General features: G+C 52.1%; 11 protein-coding genes. All 11 read left to right on the forward strand.

Annotated elements, in window-relative coordinates; all coding sequences use genetic code 11:
• Positions 1-1,651, forward strand: a 1,651-nt coding sequence (locus BUE76_RS09695) for an IlvD/Edd family dehydratase (protein WP_083639305.1), incomplete at its 5' end; no start/stop codon positions are given.
• Positions 1,652-1,741: 90 nt separating this feature from the next.
• Positions 1,742-2,503 (forward strand): SDR family NAD(P)-dependent oxidoreductase, encoded by a 762-nt coding sequence (locus tag BUE76_RS09700; RefSeq protein WP_073042247.1) that lies wholly within the window; start codon positions 1,742-1,744, stop codon positions 2,501-2,503.
• Between the two features lie 427 nt (positions 2,504-2,930).
• A complete protein-coding gene (locus BUE76_RS09705; protein ID WP_073042246.1) occupies positions 2,931-3,554 on the forward strand; it encodes a bifunctional 4-hydroxy-2-oxoglutarate aldolase/2-dehydro-3-deoxy-phosphogluconate aldolase in 624 nt (207 codons plus the stop codon).
• Between the two features lie 33 nt (positions 3,555-3,587).
• A complete protein-coding gene (locus BUE76_RS09710) occupies positions 3,588-4,556 on the forward strand; it encodes a 2-dehydro-3-deoxygalactonokinase (RefSeq protein WP_073042244.1) in 969 nt (322 codons plus the stop codon).
• A 339-nt stretch (positions 4,557-4,895) separates the two neighbouring features.
• Positions 4,896-7,280, forward strand: a complete 2,385-nt coding sequence (locus tag BUE76_RS09715; RefSeq protein WP_073042242.1) for a TonB-dependent receptor — start codon at positions 4,896-4,898, stop codon at positions 7,278-7,280.
• A 152-nt stretch (positions 7,281-7,432) separates the two neighbouring features.
• Positions 7,433-8,584: a PepSY-associated TM helix domain-containing protein gene (locus BUE76_RS09720; protein WP_073042240.1), complete on the forward strand. Its 1,152-nt coding sequence runs from the start codon at positions 7,433-7,435 to the stop codon at positions 8,582-8,584.
• Between the two features lie 60 nt (positions 8,585-8,644).
• Positions 8,645-8,935 (forward strand): DUF3861 domain-containing protein, encoded by a 291-nt coding sequence (locus BUE76_RS09725; RefSeq protein WP_073042238.1) that lies wholly within the window; start codon positions 8,645-8,647, stop codon positions 8,933-8,935.
• Between the two features lie 1,208 nt (positions 8,936-10,143).
• Positions 10,144-13,395, forward strand: coding sequence for a SusC/RagA family TonB-linked outer membrane protein (locus BUE76_RS09730; protein WP_073042236.1), 3,252 nt, complete (start codon positions 10,144-10,146; stop codon positions 13,393-13,395).
• Positions 13,396-13,429: 34 nt separating this feature from the next.
• Entirely contained in the window at positions 13,430-15,409 is a 1,980-nt protein-coding gene (locus BUE76_RS09735) for a RagB/SusD family nutrient uptake outer membrane protein (RefSeq protein WP_073042234.1), read from the forward strand.
• Between the two features lie 375 nt (positions 15,410-15,784).
• The gene (locus tag BUE76_RS09740) at positions 15,785-16,087 is read left to right on the forward strand and encodes an RNA recognition motif domain-containing protein (RefSeq protein WP_073042232.1); all 303 of its coding nucleotides are present in this window, start codon (positions 15,785-15,787) and stop codon (positions 16,085-16,087) included.
• Positions 16,088-16,200: 113 nt separating this feature from the next.
• Entirely contained in the window at positions 16,201-16,650 is a 450-nt protein-coding gene (locus tag BUE76_RS25345; RefSeq protein ID WP_073042230.1) for a cold-shock protein, read from the forward strand.
• Positions 16,651-16,711: the final 61 nt, after the last annotated feature.

A 16,711-nucleotide genomic window follows, 5' to 3' on the forward strand; every position in this document is an offset into this window, starting at 1 on the left:
CCGTGCATGGATGAAGAAAATGGGATTGCCGTCCCATGCTTTTGACGGCCGCCCTGTAATTGGTATTTGCAACACCTGGAGCGAGCTCACCCCTTGTAACTCGCATTTTCGCGAACTGGCCGAACATGTAAAACGCGGGGTGTACGAAGCAGGTGGCTTCCCCGTGGAGTTTCCCGTAATGTCGCTAGGTGAAACCCTGATGAAGCCGACAGCCATGCTCTTTCGCAACCTGGCTTCCATGGATGTGGAAGAAAGCATCCGCGCCAACCCGCTGGATGGGGTGGTGCTGTTGTGCGGCTGCGACAAAACCACACCCTCGCTGGTGATGGGTGCTGCCTCTGTAAACCTGCCCACCATCGTGGTATCGGGCGGACCCATGCTCACGGGCAGGCATAGGGGCAAAAGCATCAGCACTTCCGATGTGTGGCGCATGAGTGAGGCCAACCGTGCCGGCCAGCTCGATGATATGGAACTTACCCTTGCCGAAGCCGGTATGTGCCGCAGCGACGGCCACTGCGCCGTGATGGGTACGGCCTCCACCATGGCCTGTATGGTAGAAGCGTTGGGTCTTAGCCTTCCTGGGAATGCCGCCATCCCTGCTCCTGATGCAGCCCGCAAGGTACTTGCCCACCACTCGGGCAGCGCCATTGTGCGCATGGTGGAAGAAGACCGCAAAGTTTCAGATATCCTCACCCGGGAAGCCTTCGAAAACGCCATTATGGTAAATGCCGCCGTGGGAGGCTCTACCAATTTTGTACTGCACCTTTTAGCCATTGCGGGCAGGGTAGGCATCGACCTGAATTTGGAGGATATGGATACCTTTTCGGCCAAAGTGCCCCTGCTGGCCAACCTGCAGCCTTCGGGTACCTATTTCATGGAAGACCTCTATTATGCCGGCGGACTACCCGTGGTGATGAAAGAACTGCTGCCGCTCCTGCACAAAGATGTTATTACGGTCAACGGCAAAACCATCAGCGAAAATTACGACCAGGAAGTATGTTTCAACCGCGACATCATAGCACCGTTGGACAAACCTTTCAATACCCTTTCGGGTGTGGTGGTGCTCAAAGGCAACCTATGCGAGCAAGGTGCGGTGATCAAACCCTCTGCTGCCTCGGCAGCCCTGATGCGGCATACCGGCAAAGCCGTAGTGTTTGAGGACATAGATCATATGAAACAACGCATTGACGATCCCGACCTTGATGTAGACGAAACATCGGTACTGGTATTGAAAAATGTAGGGCCCAAAGGGTACCCCGGTATGCCCGAAGTAGGCAATATGGGCATGCCTGCCAAACTGCTGGCAAAAGGCGTTACCGATATGGTGCGTATCTCGGATGGCCGTATGAGCGGTACGGGTTTTGGCACCGTGGTGCTCCATGTATCGCCCGAAGCTGCCGATGGCGGCACCCTGGGTATTGTGCAGGACGGCGACCTTATTTCGCTGGATGTTTATGAGCGGAAACTGCACCTGCACCTCTCCGATGAAGAGATCGCCCAGCGAAAAGCCCAACGGGCACCGGCACCGGTACATGCCACCCGGGGTTATGTGCAGCTCTATCAAAATCACGTGGAGCAGGCACACCTGGGCGCCGACCTCGATTTTCTTAAAGGCTGTTCGGGCAGTACGGTTACCCGGGACTCGCACTAAGTTCAAGCTACGAGCTACAAGCTGCAAGTGACTTGAAGCTTGAAGCTTGCAGCTAACAGCTTGTAGCTAAAATCTCCAAACCTTTCCACCATGTCAGCCTTCCAGGATAAAGTAGCCATAGTTACCGGTGCCGGCCAAGGCATCGGGTTGGAAATATGCCGCCAGCTGGTAGCAGCAGGTGCCCGCGTGGTGCTCAATGACCAGGATGAAACATTGGCGGTAGAAGGCGCCGCATCCATTGACCCAATAGGGGAACAATGTATGGCCCTGGCCGGTGACTGCTCCGATGCCCGGCTGATAAGAGCGATGGTGCAAACTGCCGTAGACCGTTTTGGCAAGCTCGATATCGTGGTGGCCAATGCCGGTATCACTTTGTTTGGCGACTTCTTTACCTATACCCCTGAAGCTTTTCAAAGAGTCATGCAGGTAAACCTGGCCGGTACTTTTTTCCTGGCCCAGGCTGCTGCCAACCAGATGGTGCGGCAGGGTGGGGGAGGCTCGATGTTGCTGATGTCGTCGGTAACGGGCCACCAAGCGCACAAAGATTTAGCGGCATACGGCATGAGCAAGGCCGCCATTCAGATGCTGGCCCGCAACCTGGTAGTGGAACTGTCGCCGCACGGCATCAATATCAACAGCATTGCACCGGGTGCTACCCTTACGGAGCGCACCCTGGGCGACCCTGAATACGAAGCCACCTGGCAGCGCATCACGCCTATGGGGCGGGCTGCAACGGTGCAGGATATCGGGCAGGCGGCCCTCTTCCTGGTGTCGGATGGCGCCCGGCATATTACCGGCCAAACCCTCGTGATTGATGGTGGCTGGAGCTGTGTGAGCCCTTCGCCGTATTAGGGAGGGTTCCAAGAGTTTGATAGGTTCAATAGATTTAATGCGTTCAATGGGTTTAAGAAGTTTCAGGAGTTCCAAGCGTTCCAGGAGTTTTAGAAAAGCAGTGAACATCCGTTTAACACCAAATCGGTTTCCAGATGACTGTTGTTATTAGCCCACGGTTTCAACCGTGGGGTTAGGGGCCTCAAAACATTTAACACAAAACCGTTTCAACGGTTTTTGTGCCTCTAGGATGATTGTTCGGTAGTGAACGATAAATGCAGAATTGTCTGGTTTTAGATTTATTAAACGATTTTAAACACATTAAACTATCAGTGCTTTCGACACTGCTTTTACTCTAAAACTTATTAAACCAATCAAACACATTGAACTCATTGAACATCTCGAAATTGCTTAACCTCTCTGTCTCCTAAAAGGAAAAACCCTGCCTATGGTTTTGGAACAAATAAAAGAACACCAGGTAATAGCCATCCTCCGCGGTTTGGATCCCGCAATGGTATTGCCTGTTGCTGAGGCACTGTATGCCGGTGGGATAAGGCTGGTGGAATTGACCCTGAATTCGCCTGGGGCCCTGCCGGCAATTGAGGCACTTACAGCCACCCTTAAAGACCGGATGCTGGTAGGCGCTGGTACCGTGCTGGATGCTGCCGAAGCCCGTAACGCCATTGCCGCCGGTGCCCGCTTTATTATATCCCCTACACTGGATGCAGATACCATTCGTGCCACCCGCGACCTGGGCGCGGTAAGCATCCCTGGCGCCTATACGCCCACAGAAGTGTTGCAGGCCCACCGGGCGGGTGGACAGATCATCAAGGTTTTCCCGGCACAAAGCCCGGCCTATATCCGCGACCTCAGGGCGCCACTATCCCATATTCTCCTGATGCCTACAGGTGGTGTTGGCGTGGAAAACATCAGGGATTTTAAAAAAGCTGGCGGTGTAGGCTTTGGCATCGGTTCGGCACTCGTGGATGCACGCAAACAAGGGGAACCAAATTTTTTATCCCAGATCACAGGTAAAGCAACCGCCTTGCTGCAAGCTCTTTACGGATCCTAAACCAATCACCGCTCATTACATTTTCTTAAGCTTATGCACCACCATTCCGGGCATTTTCTGAGTTGCGATTGGGGCACTTCCTCCTTCCGGCTAAGGCTGGTAGCCTTGCCCCATTTGCAGGTAGCGGCAACCTATAACAGCTATGAGGGTATTGCTGCCACCTGGCGTGCCTGGCAGGAAAGTGGCGGCAAACGCATCCTTTTTTACCAGCGGGTCGTTCAAAAAGGCATCGAGGCTTTAGCACAAACCGCAGGACGCTCCCTTGCAGGTTTGCCCCTGGTATTATCCGGCATGGCTTCCGCCAGCATCGGGATGATGGAATTGCCCTACGCGGCTTTGCCCTTCCCGCTGGATGGCAGCGCTGCCTTGGTACAGCACCAGCCAGCAACCGAAGTTTTTCCTTATCCAGCCTGGTTGCTGTCCGGGGTGCGTAGCGTTACCGATGTCATGCGGGGCGAGGAGGTGCAGTTGTTGGGGGCGTTGGGCGCTGATAGCGGGGAAGACCAGTTGTGTATCATCCCGGGTACCCACTCCAAACATATACAGGTGCAGCAGGGCGTGCTCACCAACTTTGCCACCTTTATGACCGGGGAGTTCTTTGCGCTGCTGTCGCAGCAAAGCATCCTGGCTGCTTCCGTTGAAAAAGGGGACAGCTGGCAGGCGCACACCGCAGCTTTTGCCGATGGCCTGCATACCGGCAGCCAACGCAACCTGTTGCAGGTTTGTTTTGGTGTGCGCACCAACCAGCTTTTTGGGAAATGGGGCAAAACAGAAAACTACCAGTACCTGAGCGGGCTGCTGCTGGGTGCAGAACTGGCGGCATTAAAGGAGTTGCCCTACCAAAACTTATCCCTTATTGGTAATAGTGTGCAACAGGAGCTTTACCGCTTCGCCTTGCAAACTTTATTTCCCGAAACACCAATTCAGGTATTTGATGTAGATGAAGCCCTGGTGGCAGGGCAGTACCGTGTGTGGCAACAACATGCGGAAAGGTTAGTGTAGGTACTGGATGGTTTAACAGTGGTGGAGACTTGTTGCACTCGGAGGGCGGAGGAGCAGGGGACGCGGAGGAAATGCTGTAGGAATGGTAAGTAGCTTTTTTATAATGGGCAGGTGGGTACCATAATGATATTTGTCCTGAACCTATGCGAATAGAGGCATTTGGGTTTTGGATCCTTCTGGTTTTTATAAAACAAGTTTTTTCTTTTGTGGATACTAAAGGAAAAATGACAATACATTGACCCCTTTATGTTTTTTCCTCTTCGCGCAACTCGTTTTCCTGATTGTGTAAGTGTTCCGGCTTGTATTAAGGCAGTTTTGCAGCCGACAAGCAAACAGAACATGAAGACACCCTACCGCTTTCTACTCCCTTTTTTCTTAAGTCTCCTCTTTTCCCTGCCACTATTAGCCAACAATCCCGAAGAAGGTACTGGCATTATCAAAGGCACTGTAACTACCTCCGATGGCAAGACCGTTGCAGATGTGTCGGTACAGATCAAGGGCACCGCACGGGGTACCCTCACCGATGAGGCCGGCCGTTTCGAACTGCGCAAACTGGCGGAAGGCAGCTATACCTTGGAGTTTTCCTATGCCGGTTTTGCACCCACTGAACAAACGGTTCAGGTAACGGAAGGCAAGATTACCCAGGCCTCCGTGCAGCTCTCCATCAGCAATAAAGAGCTGAGCACCGTAGTGGTGACCAGCAACCGCAAGTTCCGCGCAGGCAAAGTGTCGCCTTCGCTGCGCCTGACAACACCCATCCTGGAAGCGCCGCAAAACATACAGGTGATCACCAAGGGCCTCATCACAGACCAGCAGTCCTTTGACATGCTCGAAGGCATCCAGCGAAACGTGAGTGGTGCACAAAAAGTGGAACATTGGGACAACTATGCCCGCATCAATATGCGCGGAAGCCAGCTGACGGCCTTCCGCAATGGGGTAAACGTATCCATGCCCTGGGGGCCGCTCACCGAGGATATGAGCATGGTGGACCGCATTGAATTTGTAAAAGGTCCTGCCGGGTTTATGCTGGCCAACGGCGAGCCCAGTGGTTTTTACAACGTGGTAACCAAAAAGCCTTCCGGCATCAGCAAGGGCGAAGCATCTTTCTCGCTGGGTTCTTTCGACCTGTACCGCACCACGCTAGATCTCGATGGCAAGCTCTCCAAAGACGGCCGCCTGCTCTACCGCCTCAACCTGATGGGCCAGCTTAAGGGCTCGCACCGCGATTTTGAATACAACAACCGCTACTCCATTGTGCCGGTGATCAAGTACCTGGTGGACGATAACACTTCCCTCACCCTGGAGTACACCCACCAGTTTTCACAAATGAACGTGGTGGGCAGCAACTACAGCTTTTCCAACAGGGCCTATGCCGACCTGCCCCGCAATTTCACCACTTCCGAAGCCAACCTCGATCCCAGCCGCATCAAGGACAACAGCGTGCTGGCCATTTTCGACCACCGCTTCAATGATGCGTGGAAATTTACCGCACAAGCCAGTTACCTCAACTACAACCAGGTAGGCCAAAGCATCTGGCCCTGGGGTTTTGCGCAAACCAACGACAGCCTGATGCAGCGGGGTATCTCCATCTGGGATGCCTTGGGTACCAACAAATCGGGCCAGATGTTCCTGAATGGTGAAGTGAGCACCGGCGGCATCGTGCACCGCATCCTTGGCGGTGTGGACATGGGCCATAAGGATTATTATGCCGACTGGAACCAGGGAGCCGCCCTGGGTGGTCCCAACTTTAATATTTACAAACCCGTTTATGGTACCGTAACTACTGCCGACATCCCGGTGTGGGACCGCTCCAAAGACATCCGCGAAAGGGGCGTGCGCTACAACAACGCTTACCGCTCTTTTTACGCACAGGATGAGCTGGGTTTCCTTGACAACAAGTTGCGTCTTACCCTTGCCGGCCGGTATACTACCAATAAGGACATCAATCCTTATAGCGGCAACAGCACCAAGAGCAAGTTCACGCCCCGTGCCGGCCTGAGCTATTCCATCAACAAAAGCACCGCAGCCTATGCCGTTTACGACCAGTCGTTTGTGGCCAATTTCGGTGCCGACTGGCAGGGCAGGAGCTTCGACCCCCAAACGGCTACCAATATGGAACTGGGTCTGAAAAAGGACTGGTTTGGTGGCAAATGGAATACCGCCATTGCTGCCTACCAGATCACCCGCAACAATGTACTCACCGCCGACCTGGAACATGCCAACCCCGCCACCGGCCAGTTTACTTACCAGCGCCAGTCGGGCCAAACCCAAACCAAGGGGGTAGAAGTGGATATCAAGGGCGAGCTGGTGCGCAATCTGGAAGCTGTGGTGAACTACGCCTTTACCGAGGCGGTGGTAACGAGGGACAGCGATCCCCGGATTGTTGGCAACCAGGTTGCCGGCGCTACCCGCCACATCCAGAACTCCTGGCTTTCGTACAAGATCACTGATGGTAAACTGGCCGGCCTTCGCTTTTCGCTGGGTTACCAGTACCAGGCAGGCCGTTCTTCCTGGTTTGTATTTGACAAAACAGAAAGTGGCCTCCCCGAATATTTTCGCCTCGATGGTGGCGTTTCGTACAACACCGGCAAGTTTGGCGTGAATCTGAATGTAAACAACTTAACCAACAAGTACCTCTACTCGGGTGCACCCAACGGTGCCGGTTATTACTGGCAGGCCGAACCCGGCATCAACAGCCGGGTAACGGTGGCGTACCGATTCTAGGAGACAGTTGGGAGTTCAAAGTTCAAAGTTGGCGAACCCTCGGTAGCTAATGGAGCTACTTTGAACTCAAAACTCCAAATACCAAACTCCAAACTCTTTATCCGCCCGTTGCTGCAGGTTCCTGTGGCAACGGGCAGTTTCAAATAAAAAGTATGACGGTAAAAAAAGCAGTTGGCCGTATCCACCTTTGGCTGGGCCTTTTTTCGGGGCTGATTGTTGTGTTTTTGGGGGTTACCGGTTGTATCATGGCCTTCCAAAAAGAGATCGAAAGCTTTACACAGGACTACCGGGAGGTGAAAGCCGAGGCAAGGGCCATGATGCCGCCATCGCAGTTAAAGGAGATTGGTGCTGCACAACTACCGGGCAAACACATTCATGCCGTTTTGTATGAAGGAAGGGAAAAAGCCGCCCAGGTTATCTTCTTCCAGTTCGAGCCTGAAGCTTATTACCACATTGTGTATCTCAACCCTTACACCGGTTCCGTGCTGAAGGTGAAGGATATGGACCGGGATTTCTTCCGCCAGGTGATCAATGGCCATTTTTACCTTTGGCTGCCACCGCATATCGGGCAGCCCATCGTGGCATCGGCAACCCTCATTTTTGCGGTGCTGCTCCTTTCCGGTCTGGTGTTGTGGTGGCCCCGAAACAAGGCTGCGCGCAAACAGCGTTTTTCGGTAAAATGGGATGGCAGTACCAAGCGCCGCAACTACGATCTGCACAATGTGCTGGGCTTTTACGCTATGTGGATTGGGCTGATCCTTGCTTTTACCGGCTTGGTGTGGGGTTTTCAGTGGTTTGCCAAATCGGTGTATACGGCAGGTGGCGGCAAGCAAAACCTGGTTTACCAGGAGCCTGTTTCGGATAGTACCCAAAAACTGGCAACGACCAGACCCGCTATCGATACGGTATGGGACCAAATGAAAAAAGAACACCCTGATGCACAGATACTGGAAGTGCATCCACCGGAAGCCAAGACCAGCGTGATTGCCGCCAATGCCAACCCCGATGCAGCTACCTACTGGAAAACCGACTATCGTTATTTCGACCAGTATACCCTTAAGGAACTGCCTGCTACCAGCATCTATGGCCGCCTGAAGGACGCGGCTGCGGCCGACAAACTGATCCGGATGAACTATGACCTGCACACCGGCGGCATCATTGGCCTGCCCGGGAAAATCCTGATGTTTTTTGCCAGCCTGGTTATATCCACACTACCCATCACCGGTTTTTATATCTGGTGGGGAAGGCGTAAAAAGCAGGGTAAAAAGCAGGTGGTAAAACCCGCACTTGCAGTAGCAGGATAGCAGGCTTGTTTTGTTACTGTTCAACTATTTTGATCATTGACCCTTAACCGTTGTTAACCCATGAAAAAAACCAACAAATACCATTTAAGCCTCCGGCTGCTGGAAACTGCCAACGGCGAACAGGATCCCTCAAAATCGCTGGAACTTGATGTTGAAAATCATGATGAGATTTTCAACATCATCGAACGCATCCGGCAGAAGAACCTCTTTGATGCGGAGCAGCAATCAACGGAATTTGCCATCGGGCTAAAGTTGTTCAGCGAGGTGCTCATCAAAAACCGCAATCATGAACTCTTTACCGAGTTGGGTCCGGCCTTCCAGTTATTTATGAAGCGGCTAAAGGCGATGTGATTCCGGACCGGTTAAGCATTGATCCATATTTGTTACATATACGGCAGCGCAATTTGGAATCAATGATTCTAAAAAATTGTTTCAATCATTTATCCTATTCCGGTTGCGGGTTCGGTGATAGGGATTGCAGGGCCAATTAGCAGGCCACGATCAGTTAGCAGAGAGCGGTATTTAAGGCAGCACATGGGTGCTGCCTTTTTTGGGTAAATACTTTTACATGGACGTAAAATAAATAGCAAATAGCTGCTACCTGACAAGGCGGCTTCGCACTGAATAAAGTATTGCCAACGGCATTTCCCGGCTTCAACAAGCTTCCCGGTTTTTGGTCGAATAGGCAGCTTGTCGTCTGGATGGCAGCCCCTGCATACGGGTAATTATTTACGTACACGTTTCCGGCATCGATTGCATAGATTTTTCGTTCCGGCTTCTTCAATTTGAACGGTGCAAAGTTTAATTTTCACCATCCAATCAGAAAAGTTTGGAGGAGATTGCCTGCTTTGCCGTTGAATTGACAAATATTCCTGATGCATGATGTCAGCAGCTTTTCCCACCCTTACTTGCTGATCCGGTTAAATATCGATTGCTATGTTTCAATAAAGAATTGCCACTGGATAATCCTGTCTGTCCCTGATTTTCGTTTTGATTTTATTTCTCCGGCGATTGCCTGAAAGCATTGTTTAAACAACGGATGCATTCTGGCTGGAATTGTATTGTCCTCATTTTATCGAACGTAGAAACGAAAAGCAAACAGTTGCAGGATGTCTACCATGTTGTAAAAAGTTGCCGGCCATGTAGCGTAGGAATATTCAGGTATAGCAATGAATAAATGTAAAAAAGACATTTATTAAAAATGCGACTTGAATCCGACAGTGCAGGACGGTGGAGAACCATAGCAGCGATAAATTTTCAATGATTTCCGGAACAAAACGGGTGGTGTTCCGGAAACTTCCGACAAGGTTGAATTGGTCGTTTTATTTACATGGAAAGAATAGCCTGCAACCTGCTACCACCCCCAACGATTCACTTGCTTTGCTATATGTTATGAGCCCTATTATCTACAAGGTTCTGTTGCTGCCTTGCAGCTATTTACCTATTTCATGCCACCGGATTATTGCTGCCCTCCTTTACAGGCAGCCTGTGCATACGGGTTATTGATACCTGTGCTTTTTGCCATTTTCAAAACTGCTTTTTCAAACCAAAATCGCCATATGTCGAAAACTCTGCACGCCCATCTCCGCAATGTTGGCCTGGCAACGGTACTGCTCCTAGGTTCCGTCATCGCGCAGGCCCAGGTAAGTGTATCGGGTAAAGTCACCGATGAAAACAACAAGCCACTGGAGGGGGTTACCATCCAGGTGGAAGGGAGTAATGCTTCCGCTGTAAGTCGTGCCGATGGTAGCTTCTCTATTACCGTGCCTTCCGGTTCTTCTTTTTTACAACTAACAAGCGTGGGCTACACTGCCCAACGAATTTCGGTAGGTAACAAAACCCAGATCAGCGTATCGCTGCAAGCCCAGGACAACTCCATGCAAAACGTGGTGGTAGTGGGTTATGGTACCCGCAAGCGGGGCGATGTTACCGGTGCTGTGGCATCTGTTACCGGCGAAAAGCTGCGTTCGGTGCAAACCGCCAACCTAACCCAGGCCCTACAGGGCCGTATTGCCGGCGTGGAAGTTACACCCAGCGGTTTCCGTCCCGGCCAGGGTGGTTCTATCCGCGTTCGCGGCAACCGCTCACTCAGTGCCAGCAATGAACCTTTGTATGTAGTGGATGGCTTCCCCGTAAGCTATACCATCGATGATATGAACCCCGCCGATATTGAGTCGGTGGATGTGCTGAAGGACGCTGCTGCCACCGCAGTGTATGGTGTGCGTGGCGCCAACGGTGTTATCCAGATCACTACCCGCAAGGGAAAGGCCGGCAAAATTTCGGTAAACTACCAGGGCAGCCAGTCTATTGAAGAAATCATCCGCCCCGTGCCGGTGTTCAACTCCGTGCAGCTGGCCGATGCATGGCGCCAGGCTTTTTTTGCCGATAAAATGTATACCCGCAACCGGGGTACTGCCAGTGCTACCAACCCTTTGTTTTACTACCCCACGGCAGCTGCTGATATTTCCCTGTTCCGCGACCGTTTTGGCAGCACCGAGCAGTGGAATGCCATCAAGGACGCCTATACCTGGCGCGTATACGACCCGGCCACCAATACCTTTATTGCAGCCAGGCGGGCAACTACTAGCCAGGAGCGCCAGATGATGCAGAACCTGGGCATATCCGCACAACTGGATAGCGTGGATATCTACGATCCTTCGAAGGTGAAGAGCTACGACTGGATGAACAATGTGGGGCTGCGCAAAGGTGCCACCACCAACCACAGCGTATCGGTAACCGCCGGCTCCGAAAAATTCAAAGCTTCTTTTAATGCCGGTTTTTTCCAGCAAAAAGGTATCGAGTATGGCCAGGATTATACCCGCTATACCGTTGGTACCTCGGCCGAATTCAAGCCGGCTAAGTTCCTGACCTTTGGTGCTACGGTAAACTATATCCACGCCATTACCAACTCCAGCACCAGTTCCTATGGCAATGCCATCGGTATGATCCCGATGACTACGCCTTACGATAGCGCAGGCAACTGGATCATGTTTCCCAACAAAGACCAGCAGATCGTTAGCGCCATCAACGACCGCAATACTGTGCTGGACAATACCGCCGCCGACCGTGTTTTTGGTAACGTTTACGCCGAGTTGAGCCTGCTGAAGGGGCTGAAGTTTCGTACCATGTTTGGCTTGGATACCCGCAATAGCACACGGGGTACCTTCAATGGTGCCCAGTCTTCGGTGCGCCTGGGTAGCCCTGCCAACGCTTCGCAAACCATCAACGAGTCGGTATCATGGGTATATGATAATATCCTGACCTATAATACCAGCATCGGTGGCGACCATTCGCTGAATGTAACCCTGCTGCAGGAGTTGCAAAGCCTGAACAAGTCTTCTTCGCTGTCGCTGTCGGCCAACAACCTGATTTTTGAAGCACAGAAATGGTACTCGCTCCAGCGCAATACCGATGCCCTTGTAACCGGCTCTGGTACCTATTCTGCCACCCAGTACCTGTCGTATATGGGCCGCGTGGAGTATGGTTTTAAAAACCGCTACCTCCTTACCGTAAGCAACCGCTACGACAACTCTTCGGTGCTTTCGGAAGGTAACCAGGGTGCGTTTTTCCCTGCCGCTTCGGTGGCCTGGCAACTGGACCGGGAGAACTTCTTCCGCAACCAGTCCATTTTCAACGCTGCCCGCCTGCGTGCCGGTATCGGCCGAGTGGGTAACGCATCCATTGCGCCTTACCAAACCGGTGGCCCGCTGGGTTTCACCAATTATAACTGGGGCAATGGTACGGCCGCCATTGGTTTGGCGCCTACCACTTTCCGCACACCCAACCTGAGCTGGGAAAAGACCACTACTACCAACGTCGGCCTGGACTTCGGCCTGCTGCGTGGTAAGGTTACCGGTACCCTCGACCTGTACCGTTCCGAAACTACCGACCAGCTGCAGCGCAAATCCATTCCTTCGGCTAACGGTGTAGATTACGTGTATTTTAACCTGGGTAAAGTTGCCAATAAGGGCATTGAACTTTCGCTTAATACCCAAAACATCAGCCGCCCCAATTTCTTCTGGAGCACCGACTTTGTATTTACCCGCAACAAAGAACGCATTGTGGACATCAACGGAAGCGGCAACAGCGATTACGCCAACCTGTGGCTGCTCAACCAGCCCCTGCAGGTGTATTGGGGTTACCAAAAACAAGGCATCTTCCAGTACAGCGATACCATGTCGAAAAGTGGTGCACTGGCTGGTTACTACTGGCTGAAGAACGGCAATAAGGGCAACGTAAACTACCAGCCAGGCCGCATCTATATGAGGGATGCCAACGGTGATACTGCCATGAGTCCTGCCGACCGCGTGGTGCTGGGTTCGCACAACCCCGACTTTACCACTTCCATCGGCAATACTTTTGGATACAAAAACTTCGAGCTGAACTTCCTGGTGTACATCCGCGTAGGTGGTTTGTACCGTGTGCCCCGTCCGGGCCTGGTGGGTCGCTACCAAACCTTTGATGTAAACTACTGGACGCCTACCAACGCCAGCAACGATTACCAGCAGCCTACCCAAACCAGCGATATTCCTTTCGGCTGGGAAGCGCTTACCTATACCAAGGCCACGTTTGCCAAGGTGCGCAACATTACGCTTACCTACCGGGTGCCTGCCAATTTTACCCGGAAGGCCCATATCAATAACCTGGCTTTTTATGTAAGCGCAGTGAACCCCATACTCATTCACAGCCATTCCAAGTACGACCCGGAAACCGTGCCTTATCGCGAGTTTGCCGGCTCTACTACCAACAACACCGGCCCCACCTCGTACAGCTATAAGAGCTATATCGCAGGGGTAAAGATTGACCTGTAAGTGTGTTTTGTTTCACCAAAAAAAGATCAAGTACATGAAACTGCAATTGCGCAAAATATATTGGGTAGGCTTGGGCGCACTGGCGCTGTCGGTAGCCTCCTGTAAGAAATTTATCAAAGAAGAACTGGTAACAACGCTTACCGAAGATTATTACAAAAATGATGGCGGCCTCGAGGACCTTGTGAAATCGGCCTATGCACCCCTGCAATGGAAGTTCACCGGCGAACAGAGTTATGCCCTGCACAATTTTGGCGTGGACGAGTTTCGTGAAGGCGACCAGTTCAACAACGTTCGCTACAACGACTACGACGCGAACCTGAACGCCAACGATGCTTTTGTAAATGAGCTGTGGACCAACAACTATGCGGGCATCCGCCGTTGCAACCAAGGCATTGAAATGATCAATGCTTTCAATAACCCCAGCTCCAAGCTGCTGGGTACACAAGCGCAAAAGGATCTGCGTATAGCGGAGTTGAAAGCCCTGCGTGCCCTGTATTATTTCCAGATGGTACAGCAGTTTGGCCCCATCCCGCTGATTACGCAGGTGCCCAGTGAAGCGCAGTACGAGTTTCCACGGGCGTCGGTAGCCGCAGTGTACAACCAGATCATCGGCGACCTGCGCAGTGCAGGGCCGGTGCTGCCCTGGCGCTATACCAGCGCCGACAGGGGCCGCGCCACCCGCGCCATGGCATACCACTTTCTGGCAAAAGCCTACCTCACCCGGGGCAGTGCCGTAACGGAAGCCCGCGGACAGAAAGCTACCGATATGGATAGCGTGATTGTTTTTGCCGACTCTGTAATTGCCCTCAGCGGTCATGCGCTGGAAAACGATTATGGCAACCTTTTCAACGCTTCTTACCCCGATGGCCGCATTGCACCCCTGGGTGAGAACGGTTCGGCACCCCTGAGCAGCAAGGCCAAGATTGACAACAACAACAACAGCAACGAGATCATCTTTGCCGCACAGTTCAGCGGCAACCTGGCCCTGGCTGGTTTGAACAATACCACCCACCTGTATTATCCCGGCCAGTACGATGCCGGCATGCCCGGCATGACGCGTGATTTCTTCAATGGCCGTCCGTTCCGCCGCCTGCGTCCCACTGACTACTCGATCGACATTTTTGATAAGGTGAACGATTCGCGATTTTTTAAGACTTTCCAGACCGTGTTTTACCGCAATGTGCCGGTAACCGCTACCGAAACCTTCCCCAAGTTCACCGCGGCCAATGCCCCCAATCCTTCGCTGATTGGAAAGCCCCGGGTAATGCTGGGTGATACCGCAGCCCTCTTTATCGTAAACCCCGCAAATAATCCCATTACAGCTGCGGCCATTGCCAACATGCGGTACTACGCGGTTTTTGCCCGGTTTAAACGCGATGCCAGCGGTGCGGTGACAACCGATTTCAACGGCAACAAGTACCTGGCCATGTGGAAGTTTGCAGACCCCGTCAGGCTGACTACCACCAACAACGAAGCCCGTGGTATCCGCAACGGTACCCTGGCCCGCCTGGCGGAAACCTACCTGATCATTGCCGAAGCCTATGGCCGCAAGCAGGATTATGGTACCGCGCTTACTTATGTAAATGCCCTGCGCCGCCGTGCTGCCTACAAGGCAGGAGAGGAGCGTAGCCCGCAGATCTGGTGGTTCCTGGGTGGACCCAATACCCTTGCTACCACCGAAGGCAGCAACCTGGCCACGGAAGCCCTGTTTACCACCAATGCCGCCAGCGAACTGTACCCTGCCAGTGCCGGCAGCACCGGGTCACGCTTTGTACACTTTATGCTCAACGAACGTACCCGCGAGCTGTGTGGCGAGTTCAACAGGTGGGAAGACCTGGTACGTACCGAAACATTTTTCGAGCGTACGAAGCAGTTTAACCCCGATATCAGTCCCTCGTTTGCCACTTTCCACAAATTGCGCCCCATTCCTTACCTGCAGATGGTGGCCCAAACCAGCAAAGGCAAGCCCATGGGCGTGAGTGAGATGGCTGCATACCAGAACCCAGGGTACTGAGCAATGAGACGATAGACCATGGTTTATGGACCATGGAACCAAAAAGACAACAGATCCTTATACGGAAAAGCCCAAAGCCCCGGTAGCCAGTTGCTGCCGGGGCTTTTTGTTGGCGAGAGCCATTGCTGAAAGCAGGGTTTGATGCCGTTGAGGGCGATCGCCTGCTATTTTTTCACCTAATTACCCGTACTGTATAGCTTGTGGCAAACAATCTTGGCAGAAATTTAAATGCAAATAGCCCTTTTTAAGGCTATCTTTATGGTCGTTGGCTTCGGTTCCGCATCAGTAATTGTCAATTATCCAGTGCCAAGGCATTTTGTTTTGTACTTTACTTCATGCTGTTTCCCGGCAGCCTTTTTCTAAAATTTCCAGCGCATGAACATTTACGTTTCCAATTTGAGTTTCCGTGTTACCGATGAAGACCTGAACGGCTTTTTTACACCCTATGGTGAGGTGAAATCAGCCAAAGTGATTACTGATAGGGAAACCGGCCGTTCGCGTGGGTTTGGCTTTGTGGAAATGGCCGATGCTGCTGCTGGTGCAAAAGCCGTTGCCGAACTGGACAACAGCATGGTAGATGGCAGGCCCATTAAGGCTGTGGAAGCCCAGCCCAAGCCGCCCAAAGATTTCAATCCTTTCCGCAACAGCGGTGGATACAACAAGAAAAAGCGGTTTTAAAGAGTTGACAGGGGCCTTTCCAAGGCCTTTGGTCTTTCCGCAACATTCCCCCCGTTAAGCTTTGTTTGCTCCTTAAAAAACTGTAAAGCGGAGCAATGCGATAAATAAATAATATGGCCAAGTCAAAAGCATCATTTAGTAAACGAGAGAAAGAGGCCAAGCGCCAAAAACAGCGCAAGGAGAAGCAGGAGAAAATGGAAGAGCGTAAAGCCAGTGCCGGTAAAGGCAAACCATTGGAATCCATGATGGCCTATATTGATGAGAACGGCAACCTGTCGGATACCCCGCCCGATCCTTCCAAGATGAAGGTCTTCAATGCCGAAGATATCCAGATCGGTGTGCCACAACATGAGGACGACGAAGACGACGGCCCCCTTACAGGCAAGGTGGCTTTTTTCAACCACGATAAAGGATTTGGTTTTATCAATTTCGGCAACAATGGCGAACGCGTATTTGTACACGTCAGCCAACTGTCCGAACCGGTAAATGAAAACGATTCCGTAACCTTTGAAGTGGAAAATGGTCCCCGTGGTCTGACCGCGATCAATGTACGCAAAGTATAAAGGCAAGGCTGTTTCAGCATCATAAAAAAGCGCGGTGCCCAGCATATGGGTACCGCGCTTT

Source organism: Cnuella takakiae (assembly GCF_001953305.1).
Lineage (GTDB): Bacteria > Bacteroidota > Bacteroidia > Chitinophagales > Chitinophagaceae > Flavisolibacter > Flavisolibacter takakiae.